This window comes from Streptomyces sp. NPDC048644 (assembly GCF_043199105.1).
Taxonomy (GTDB): Bacteria; Actinomycetota; Actinomycetes; order Streptomycetales; family Streptomycetaceae; genus Streptomyces.
Map to the genome: position 1 here is coordinate 611,170 of NZ_JBICVO010000003.1, position 9,983 is coordinate 621,152.

10 protein-coding genes and 1 pseudogene are annotated in these 9,983 nt (G+C 73.7%); 6 read left to right on the top strand and 5 right to left on the bottom strand.

The window, feature by feature from the left end; all coding sequences use genetic code 11:
• Positions 1-343: 343 nt before the first annotated feature.
• A complete protein-coding gene (locus ACGFNI_RS09650) occupies positions 344-1,816 on the bottom strand; it encodes a SulP family inorganic anion transporter (RefSeq protein ID WP_393682211.1) in 1,473 nt (490 codons plus the stop codon).
• Positions 1,817-2,139: 323 nt separating this feature from the next.
• Between ACGFNI_RS09650 and ACGFNI_RS09655 the strand changes: the two genes are divergently transcribed.
• Entirely contained in the window at positions 2,140-2,544 is a 405-nt protein-coding gene (locus ACGFNI_RS09655) for a MerR family transcriptional regulator (protein ID WP_393682154.1), read from the top strand.
• Positions 2,545-2,620: 76 nt separating this feature from the next.
• On the opposite strand, the gene ACGFNI_RS09660 is transcribed toward ACGFNI_RS09655, so the two are convergent.
• The 3 genes from ACGFNI_RS09660 to ACGFNI_RS09670 all read right to left on the bottom strand — a co-directional run bounded on the left by ACGFNI_RS09660 (position 2,621) and on the right by ACGFNI_RS09670 (position 5,523).
• Positions 2,621-3,022, bottom strand: a complete 402-nt coding sequence (locus ACGFNI_RS09660; protein WP_393682156.1) for a VOC family protein — start codon at positions 3,020-3,022, stop codon at positions 2,621-2,623.
• A gap of 124 nt (positions 3,023-3,146) precedes the next feature.
• Positions 3,147-4,703, bottom strand: coding sequence for an MFS transporter (locus tag ACGFNI_RS09665; RefSeq protein WP_393682157.1), 1,557 nt, complete (start codon positions 4,701-4,703; stop codon positions 3,147-3,149).
• Positions 4,696-5,523, bottom strand: a complete 828-nt coding sequence (locus tag ACGFNI_RS09670) for a GntR family transcriptional regulator (protein WP_393682158.1) — start codon at positions 5,521-5,523, stop codon at positions 4,696-4,698. Before ACGFNI_RS09670 ends, ACGFNI_RS09665 begins: the two co-directional genes overlap by 8 nt.
• Before the next feature lie 366 nt (positions 5,524-5,889).
• On the opposite strand from ACGFNI_RS09670, the gene ACGFNI_RS09675 reads away from it, so the two are divergent.
• The 3 genes from ACGFNI_RS09675 to ACGFNI_RS09685 all read left to right on the top strand — a co-directional run bounded on the left by ACGFNI_RS09675 (position 5,890) and on the right by ACGFNI_RS09685 (position 8,009).
• Positions 5,890-6,819: a DUF6777 domain-containing protein gene (locus ACGFNI_RS09675; RefSeq protein WP_393682160.1), complete on the top strand. Its 930-nt coding sequence runs from the start codon at positions 5,890-5,892 to the stop codon at positions 6,817-6,819.
• A gap of 243 nt (positions 6,820-7,062) precedes the next feature.
• Positions 7,063-7,251, top strand: coding sequence for a hypothetical protein (locus ACGFNI_RS09680; protein WP_393682161.1), 189 nt, complete (start codon positions 7,063-7,065; stop codon positions 7,249-7,251).
• A 347-nt stretch (positions 7,252-7,598) separates the two neighbouring features.
• Positions 7,599-8,009, top strand: a complete 411-nt coding sequence (locus ACGFNI_RS09685) for an SH3 domain-containing protein (protein ID WP_393682163.1) — start codon at positions 7,599-7,601, stop codon at positions 8,007-8,009.
• A gap of 379 nt (positions 8,010-8,388) precedes the next feature.
• Here ACGFNI_RS09685 and ACGFNI_RS09690 read toward each other — a convergent pair whose 3' ends face one another.
• Positions 8,389-9,159 carry an IclR family transcriptional regulator gene (locus tag ACGFNI_RS09690; protein WP_393682165.1) on the bottom strand — a complete coding sequence of 257 codons (771 nt, stop codon included), beginning with the start codon at positions 9,157-9,159 and terminating at the stop codon, positions 8,389-8,391.
• A gap of 123 nt (positions 9,160-9,282) precedes the next feature.
• Here ACGFNI_RS09690 and ACGFNI_RS09695 point away from each other — a divergent pair.
• Together ACGFNI_RS09695 and ACGFNI_RS09700 are read left to right on the top strand one after the other, a co-directional pair.
• A pseudogene (locus tag ACGFNI_RS09695) lies at positions 9,283-9,717 on the top strand (aromatic amino acid lyase); the annotation flags it as partial.
• Between the two features lie 131 nt (positions 9,718-9,848).
• Positions 9,849-9,983: hypothetical protein (locus tag ACGFNI_RS09700; protein WP_393682213.1), on the top strand; the 135-nt coding region annotated here is incomplete at its 3' end.

Here is a 9,983-nt window from a genome sequence, read left to right on the forward strand (position 1 = left end):
GCGAGTGGCGCACGGGGCAGCCCTCGCCGCACGGGAGCGCGGCTGAGCGGTGTTCGCATATGAGAGGTCCCATCCTGATCGGATTGTGGGGGGAGGACCGGATGTGGTGGTGCACCGACAAGACCTAGGTCCGGCCGGCAACACGAGCCTCAGGGATCACTGTGACGCTGCACCTTCATCTGCGTAACGCTCTCATTACGTCCCGGCATCCTGCTACCCCGCGCCGCCCCGTCCGCCCCGTCCGCCCGGTACGCACCGGTACACCGGCTCTGCTCCGTAAGGACGTTGATGGCCGGGTATCGACGGAGCGGGAGCGGGCCGCCCCCTGCCGTGCGGCCAACTCTCATCCCTGGCCGGTGAGTTCACCGCTGAGCGTGCCGTGCATCGCGGCGCTCGGCGGGTTGAGGCCGACGATCTCCACGTCCTTGCCGCGCCGGCGGTACTTGGCCGTGACGGCGTCCAGGGCGGCCACGGACGAGGCGTCCCAGACGTGCGCGGCGGAGAGGTCGATGACGACCGCGTCCGGGTCGCCCGCGTAGTCGAACCGCCCGACCAGGTCGTTGGACGAGGCGAAGAAGAGGGCGCCGGTGACGGAGTGGACGACCTGCCCGCCGTCCGGGTCGGTGACCGAGGTGACGTGGACGAGGTGCGCGACGCGGCGGGCGAAGACGGCCATCGCGGTGAGGGTGCCGACGATGACGCCGATGGACAGGTTGCCGGTCGCCACGACCACGGCGACGGTGATGACCATGACGGCGGTCTCGCCGACCGGCATCCGCTTGAGCGTGGCGGGCTTGACGGAGTGCCAGTCGAAGGTGCCGAAGGAGACCAGGACCATCACCGCGACCAGCGCCGCCATCGGGATCTCGGAGACCACGGGGCCGAGCACGATGCACAGGATGAGCAGGAAGAATCCGGCGAGGAAGGTGGACAGCCTGGTCCGCGCGCCGTTCTTCACGTTGATCATGGTCTGGCCGATCATGGCGCAGCCGCCCATCCCGCCGAAGAATCCGGTGACGATGTTGGCGATGCCCTGCCCGATGGACTCACGGGTCTTGTTGGAGCGGGTGTCGGTGAGGTCGTCCACCAGCCTGGCCGTCATCAGCGTCTCCATCAGACCGACCACGGCCATCGCCAGCGCGTAGGGCGCGATGACGGACAGCGTGTGCCAGCTGAGCGGCACGTCCGGCAGCCCCGGCACCGGCAGCGACGACGGCAGCTTGCCCTTGTCGCCGACGGTGGGCACGGCGATGCCGGCGGCGACGGTGATGACGGTCAGGATCACGATGGCCACCAGCGGCGCCGGCACCGCCCTGGTGATCCGCGGGAACAGCACCATGAGCGCCAGACCGGCCACGACCAGCGGATACACCGCCCACGGCACGTCGCGCAGGTTGGGGACCTGGGCCAGGAACAGCAGAATGCCCAGCGCGTTGACGAAGCCGACCATCACCGAGCGCGGCACGAAACGCATCAGCTTGGCGACACCCAGCGCACCGAGGGCGATCTGGAAGACACCGGCCAGGATGACCGTCGCGATCAGATGGCCGAGACCGTGCTCGCGGGCGACGGGCGCGACGACCAGGGCGACCGCTCCGGTGGACGCGGAGATCATCGCCGGCCGGCCGCCGGCGAACGCGATCACCATCGCCATCGTGCAGGCGGCGAACAGCCCGACCTTCGGGTCGACGCCGGCGATGACGGAGAAGGAGATCGCCTCGGGAATCAGCGCAAGACCGACGACCAGACCGGCCAGCACCTCGGTGCGGAAGACCTTCGGGGACAGCCACGGCGGGCGGCTGCCGCGCAGCCGCATGCGGGAGGACAGGGCGGAGGAGGACAAGGAAGCGGAACCTGTCGTGCTCGGGCAGCCCCGGTGTCACCGCGGGGCGTGCGAGGGCGCGGAAGACCGGGCGGCATCCCGCGGATCGCCCGCGGGCGGCGGACGGAAGACGTCGGACGGACCGCGGCACCGGGCCCGGTAGGGTCGCGGCACGGCGGCGGTCGCGTGCGCGCCCCGCCGCGGGTGCAGGCGGCACAGCCGTGCCCCACGACCCGCACCCTACCCTAACGTTAGGGTAGAGATCGTGGCCGTCCGCTTCCCGCGGCACCGGCCGGAGTGACGAGAAAGGCGCCCGCGTGAGCAGCGAGCACATGCAGATCGGCGAAGTGGCCGCGCGGACCGAGCTGTCGCTGCGCACCATCCGGCACTACGAGGAGACCGGCCTGGTCATCCCCTCCGCGCGCTCCCAGGGCGGCTTCCGGCTCTACACCGAGTCCGACGTGGCCCGCCTGATGGTGATCCGCCGGATGAAGCCGCTCGGCTTCTCCCTGGACGAGATGCGGGAGCTGCTGGCGGCGACCGACCGGCTCGACTCCGGCGACCCCCTCCCCGCCGACGAACGCACGCTGCTGCTGGAGCGGGTCGGCGGCTTCGAGGAGGCCGCACAGCGGCGGGTGGCGGACCTGCGCACCCAGCTGGCGCGGGCCGAGGAGTTCGCGGCGACACTGCACGAGCGGCTGACGAGGATCCCGGCGTCGTAGCCGGACACCCCGCGGCCGGACGCCCCGCGGGCCGGACGGACACCGGCCGGGGCGCGCAGCCCCGGCCGGTGCCACCTCACCCCGCCGGCTGCTCGGGAACGCTCCCGTAGGGACGGGTGATGATCTCCAGGGCGTGACCCGCGGGATCCATGAAGTAGACGCCCCGCCCGCCGTGATGGTGGTTGATCTCCCCGACCAGCTTGCGCTGCGGGTCCGCGTAGTAGGTGAGACCCGCCTGCCTGATCCGCTCGAAGGCCGCGTCGAACTCCGCGTCGGAGACCAGGAACGCGTAGTGCTGGAGGGCGAGCGCGCTGTCGGGCACCGTGGCGAAGTCCAGGGTGACGCCGTTGGCGGTGTCGACCGGGACGAACGGGCCCGCCTCCAGGCCGACTTCGAGGCCCAGGATGCGGGCGAGGAACTCGGCGGATTCCCGGTTGTCCCGGGCGTGAACGATGGTGTGATTCAACTCGACTGACATGGTGGAATGCCTCCGCAAGGCATACTCACGGCGCCTCCATGCCTCACCCGGACGGTGACCGACACGCGATGCCGTGCGGGTGAGCATAGGCCGGGCCCGCCCGGACTGTCACGCCGCACCCGGCTCAAGTCCCCTCCCCCGCCCGCTCGTTGACCGCACGGCCCGCGCCCGGATACCAGAGGACCACCAGGGCGCCGACCGCCACGATGACCAGCGTGAGGACGGTCATCGTCACATCGAGCGCGTCGGTGAAGGCGGTCAGGACGGCCGGGTGCGAGGCACCGCCCGCCGCGCGTTCGGCCGCGGCGACGGTGGTGGGTGCGTCCGGGCCGCGCAGCCGCGGCGGCAGCCGGGTCACGAAGACCGCCGCGACCAGCGTGCCGCTGAGGGCGGCGCCCAGCGCGCTGCCCAGTTCGCGGGCCAGGCTCTGCAGCCCGGATCCGACACCCGCCCGGTGCGCGGGCAGCGCGCAGAGCATGGCGTGCGACAGCAGCGGGGTGGCGAGACCGCATCCGGCGGCGGTGAGGGTGGCGCCCAGGGCGTAGAGCGCGTACGGGGTGTGCACGCCGACGGTCGCGACGATCGCGGGGCCCGCGGCCAGCACCAGCAGGCCGCAGGCCACCGTCCGGCGCGGCCCCAGCCGCGCTTCGAGCCGTACCGCGGCCCGCGGCGCGAGCAGCAGCGCCGCCGCCATCGGCAGCAGCCGCAGCCCCGCGCCGAGCGGCGAATACCCCTTCACGTATTGCAGGTACTGGCCGTTGACGTAGAAGAGCCCGAACATCCCGACGAAGACCAGCACCATGCCGAGGGCGCCCGCGCGCACCGCGGGGAGCGTGAACAGCCGGGGGTCGAGCATGGGCCGTGGATGCCGCAGCTCGAACCGCACCCACCCGCCGAGCAACAGGCAGGCGCCGGCGAACGCGCCGATGACCCGCGGGCTGCCCCAGCCCTGCTGCGGGGCGGCGACGACCCCGGCCAGCAGGGCCAGGAATCCGGCCGTCAGGAGCGCGGCCGACAGCGGGGACACCGGGCGGTCGCGGGGCGGCTGGGCCGGGGCGCAGCGGGCCACCAGGATCAGTGCCAGTACGGCCGGCGGGACGACGCACCAGAAGAGGGCGCGCCAGGAACCGGTCTCCAGCGCCGCGCCGCCGCCGACGTTGCCCAGGACCGCCGCCATGCCCGTCATCGACGCCCAGACCGCCACCAGCTTGGGCCTCCGCTCCGGCGGCGCGCCGTCCACCAGCAGGGCAAGCGTCGTGGGCAGCACGGCCGCCGCGCCCACCCCGCTGAGCATCCGCCCGGCGATCACGACGGCGACACCCGGCGCCGTCGCACACAGCGCGCACCCCGCGGTGAACAGGGCCATCCCGCCCAGCAGGGTGCCCTTGCGGCCGATCCGGTCGGCGAGCGCGCCGCCCGGGATGAGCAGGCAGGCGAAGAGCACGACGTAGCCGTCCACCACCCACACCACCTCGGCGGCGGACGGCCGCAGCGCACTGCGGGACAGGGCCGGGATGGCGAGGTTGACGGCGGAGACCATGCCGACGACCAGCGTCACGCACAGGCCCATCACCGCGACGGTGGCACGGGTGGGGTGACCGGTATCCCCCGCGGGCGCCCCGCGCGGGCCAGGAACCCGCGCCGGGACCGGCCCGGAGACGGGCCGCGGCAGCTCAGTCACCGTGGCCTCCGCCGTCCCCGTACGGCGCGCGTTCCGGTGCGGCGGCGCGCCCCAACTCGGCCCGGAACGCGAGCCGGTCGCCGCGGATGCGGAGGAATTCCAGGTCGACGGGGCGCCCTCCGGGCAGCCTGGTGAGCCGTTCGACGGTGAACACCGCGGCGCCCTGCTCCACGCCGAGCAGCGTCGCGGTGGGCGCGTCGGCGTTCACCGCGTGCACGGCGAGGCTCGCCGAGCCGAGCGGCCCGGCCGGCGACTGCTCGATCAGCGCGAACAGGTCGCGGCAGGCCAAGTCGGCGTCCAGCAGCGGCAGTCCGATGTCGACCGGCAGATACGTCAGGTCGAGCGAGAGCGGCAGCCCGCCCAGCGAGCGGAGCCGTTCGATGTACACCACCTGCCCGCCCTCGGGCACGCCGAGCCTGCGCGCGACGTCCGCGGGCGCCCTGACCACCTCGGCCGCCCGCACCTCGTTGCCGACCTCGCCGTGCGAGGCCAGCGTCTCGGCGAGGCCGGTGAGCCGGTGCAGGCCGTGCTCGTAGGTGCGGTGCGTGATGACGGTGCCGACGCCCTGGCGGCGTTCGACGGCGCCGTCGTCGCGGAGCAGTCGCAGCGCCTCGCGCACGGTGTTCCGCGAGACGCCGAAGTCGCCGATCAGCCGGCGCTCGTCGGGCAGCATCCCGGAGGGGAACGCGCCGGACGCGATCTGGTGGCGCAGCACCTCGGCGACCTGACGCGCCCGGTCGGCCCGCGGGCGGCGGCCCGGCGACGGCGGTCGTCCGGCGCTCTCCTGGGGGTGTCGCGGGCCGGTGGACGGCCTGGTCATCGCATCTCCGCACGGTGGGGAGCAGGGACGGCCGGACCGCGGCGGCCCCCGCGTCAGCGGCTCCCCACCCGGTGTCCGACGGCTGCCCACGCTAGGCCCGTGATGTTTCGGCGACGTTACGCCACCTATCCTGACCTGCGAAAACGCTCCGACGTGCCGAAATGCGGCGCGCGGGGGCGCGTTCCGCCACCGTGCTGGGCCGGAGCGCCCGGATGCGGCGCCGCGCGGTGCGGGCACGGACGTCGCGCCCGCTCGCGAGGGGTGCAGATCCCGGGCAGAAAATGGTGCGCGCTGCGGCAATCCGGGGCAAAGTTCGCTGTGCCGAACGGCTCGCCCGTCGGACGCCGGAGATCGGAAGAAGGGCCCGTGACCTCGCCACCACCGCCTGACAGCGACCCGACGGGGCCGCCCGCCGACCCGTCCGCGGGGCGACGGGGCGGCGCCGGTTCCGGCAAGGGCCGCCACGTCGGCCGGGCGGGGCGCGGCCCCGGCGCCCGGCAGCCGTGGTGGTGGCCGTCCGCCCGGCTCGCCGTGGCCGTCGCCGTCCTCGCCGCCGTGACCGTCCTGACCGTCTTCCTCACCCGGCCGGACCACGGGGAAGGCGCGCTCCCCGGCTCCGGCGAGGTACTGCTCCAGCCGGCCACGGCGCCAGGACCCGACCCCTTCACGGATTCGACGGCCGCGTCGGCCGGGGCATCCCCGCCGTCCGCTCCCCCGGCCGCCCCGCCCGGCAGCGACGATGTCCGCAGCGTCCAGGGATCGTCGCCCGGCCTGTACGCCGGCCGCCGTGGCACCGCGAGCTGCGACGTGGCGCAGCAGGTCCGCCACCTCACCGTCAACCGGGCGAAGACCACCGCCTTCGGCGACATCGCGGGTGTCGACGACGCGGCGGTGCCCGGCTATCTGCGCGCGCTCACGCCCGTGGTGCTGCGCAGGGACACCCGGGTCACCAACCACGGCTTCGCGGGCGGCGAGCCCTTCGACTACCAGTCGGTGCTCCAGGCCGGGACCGCGGTCCTGGTGGACGCGCACGGGCTGCCGCGGGTGCGCTGCGCGTGCGGCAATCCGCTGACCCCGCCGGTGGCGCTCAAGAACACTCCGGCGACGGCCGGCGAGCCGTGGCCCGCGTACCGCCCGTCGGACGTGGTGGTGGTGCAGCAGACGTCTGCCGTGGTGGACGCCTTCGTCCTCGTCGACCCCGCCACGGGCCGGTGGTTCACGCGCCCGCGCGGCGCCACCGGCGCGACCGACCGCCCAACGGCGGAGCCGGCCGGCGCCTCGGCCCCCGGAGCCTGAAGTCGGCATCGGAACGACGGCACGGGTACTCCCGCCGGCGCCTCCCGTCGGCTCCCGGGCGGCGGTTCTCCGGGGCCCACCAGGGCTTTCCCGCACCGCTCGGCGGCGGGGCCCGTCCCGGTGGGCGGACCAGCGCCGTGCGGACCGGCGGGGTCCGCAGCATGATGGAGAGACCCAAGGTGAGCGTCGGCCGCGAGTAGGCGTGAGCAGGCGGGCGTCGAAAGGGCCGGAAGAGGAGGATCCGTGAGCAAGGACGACGACGGGTCGACCACGGCGCGGCCGAAAGAGCTGTTCACGGGCGGCGAGCGGCCGTTCGACGCCGAGGATGTGGTGCGGGCCTCAGGGCGTGAGCCCAGCCCCCAGAACTTGGAATGGGCACGGCGCCTGATCAACGAGAAGGGGGCCGCCGCCATCGAGCGCTACCTGCCGTGAGCCGTAGCTGACGTGCTCCGCTCCCCGGGCTGCCGTGCCCCGGGGGGCGGGGCATGGCGTTGGGGCCGGGCATGGCGTTGAGGGCCGGGCATGGTGTTGGGGGCGGCGGGCGGACCGACGGGGCAGGCGCGCGGGCGGAGCGGCACTCCCCCACCCCCGAACCCACCCCCGCCCCCTCCCCCGTAGGGGGAGAGGGGGGAGGGGGCGGGGGGCACGCCGGAAGGCCGTCCGCGATATCACACGATCGGCTCCCTCACCGTGGTTTCGACGAATTAATAGGGCACTTCGGGCGTAATGTCCCCCACGCGTCAATGGGCGTCATTGCGCGTCAAGAACAGGAGAGCCCCATGTCCATGACCGGCACCCCCGCGGCCCGCGGCACGAAGATCCTCACCGGCGCAGGCGCGCTCGCCGCGGCCGTCGCCCTCGGCACCACTCTGCTCGGCGCGGCCCCGGCCCAGGCAGCTCCCGCCGGGCCGTACGGCACGGTCGTCGCACACACCGGCCTGAACCAGCGTCAGTACCCCAGCATGGACTCATCCGGCAAGGGCTTCCTCTCCCACAACGCCCAGGTCGGGCTGCGCTGCAAGGTCCGCGCGCAGAACGTCGGCGGCAACGAGGTGTGGTACCTGCTCCGCGACCGTGCGGCCTGGGTGTCGGCCAAGTACGTCGTCAACGCCGGCGTCGTGCCGTACTGCAAGGCCGTCCAGCGGAGCCTGAACACCGCAGGCACCGCGCACCCGGGCGCCCGGGGCTGACCGGCCGCGCGACGGCCGCGGAGCACCACCGCGGCGCGCGGCGCACCGCAGGACCGCGCACAACAACGGCCCGGCATCCGGTTCGTACGGATGCCGGGCCGCCGCGTGCCGGGCCGCTCCGGGTGCGCCCCGTCCCCCGCCGTGCGCACGCCGGGCAGTTCCCGGCCGTCGGCGCGGATGCCGTCCCTTCCCCCGTGCGGGACGGCATCCGCGCCGGCACCCCCCGTGCCTGGCCGGACCCCCGCCCCCCGTGACGCTCCGCGGGGGCCCGTGAAAAGAGCGTGGCGGCAGCCGCTTGCCATTTGCTGAACGATGTATCAACGCCCGTACGTGGCCGGTCGGTTCGGGTGCGCGTCCCGGGAAATCCTTCTCCCGTCGGCTACGGGCCGGATGGTGTCCCGCCGACGCGCAGGGTCAGTTCGCGGGCGGTGCGCGCCACTTGCTCGGCGATCCCGGCGCGCTGCTCGGCGTCCACCTCCGCGGCGGGGAAGGTCGCCGCCACTCCGGCGATCGGGTGCGCTCCGTGGTCGAGCACCGGTGCCGCGACCGACGAGAAGCCGGTGGTGACCTCGCCCTCCTCCGTCGCGTAGCCGCGGCGCCTGACCGCGACGAGCAGTTGGTGCAGTGCGGACAGCGAACCCGGCCCGGTGCCGGTGCGTTCCACGAACGCGGACGGGTCGGGGAACAGCGCCCGTACCTGCGCGCGCGGCAGCCGGGCCAGCATCGCCCGGCCGCTGGCCGTCAGGTGGGCGGGCAGCCGGACGCCGACCTCGGTGACCAGCGGCGGGCGTCCGAGTGCCCGTTCCTCGATGACGTAGATGACCTCGCGGCCGTGCAGCACGGCGAGGTGGGCGCTGTGTCCGGTGCGGTCCACCAGTGCGGCGAGCGGCACCCGGGCCAGCCGCTGGAACGGTGCCTGGCGGCTGTAGCCGGAGCCGAGTTCGAAGGCGCTGACGCCCAGACCGTAGCGCCGTTCCTCCGCCAGGTGCACCACGAAACCGTCGTGCACGAGGGTGTCGAGGAGGTGGTACATGGTGGAGCGCGGCAGCCCCACGTCGCGGCTGATGACGGCGGCCGGGACCGGTCCCGCCTGTCGGGCGAGGTAGCGCAGTACGGCCAGCACCTGGGCCGCCGCGGGCACGATGGACATGCCGTGACGCTACCGCTGTCTGGGAAACCAGACGGCTGCCCGCCCCCGACTTGTCTCGGATACCAGACACAATAGCGTCGGCGGGTCTGGCAGAGCTGCTCTGAGCTGGCGCTTCATAGACGCATGGCACAAGTTCTCGTAGACGTCGGTGCGCTCTCCCCCGACGATGTCGTATCCGTCGCCCGCGACGGCGCCGGTGTGGCGCTGTCCCCGGCGGCGCAGCGGGAGATCAACCAGAGCCGCAAGGTCATCGAGGCGCTGGCCGATGACGTGACACCCCACTACGGGGTCTCGACCGGCTTCGGCGCCCTCGCCACCCGGCACATCCCCACCGAGCTGCATGCCCAGCTCCAGCGCAGCCTGGTCCGTTCGCACGCCGCCGGTTCGGGCCCCGAGGTGGAGCGCGAGGTCATCCGCGCGCTGATGCTGCTGCGCCTGTCGACGCTGGCCACCGGCCGCACCGGGGTCCGCCTGGAGACGGCACAGACCTACGCCGCGCTGCTCAACGCCCGGATCACGCCGGTCGTGCGGGAGTACGGCTCGCTCGGCTGCGTCGGCTCCGGACGCGCGCTTCGTGCCGCCGAATCCGTCACCGGCCCGCTGCGCTGACCCCCCTCCCACTCCCCTAACTCCCTTCCCTTTCCCGGACGTTCGACCTCCGGCCGTCCGATCACAGCAAAGGACTCACCATGCACGGTGCACGCCCGGTACGCGCTTCACGTGGCTCGCAGCTGAACACCTTGGGGTGGCAGCAGGAGGCTGCGTTGCGGATGTTGCAGAACAACTTGGATCCGGAGGTGGCTGAGCATCCGGAGAAGTTGGTG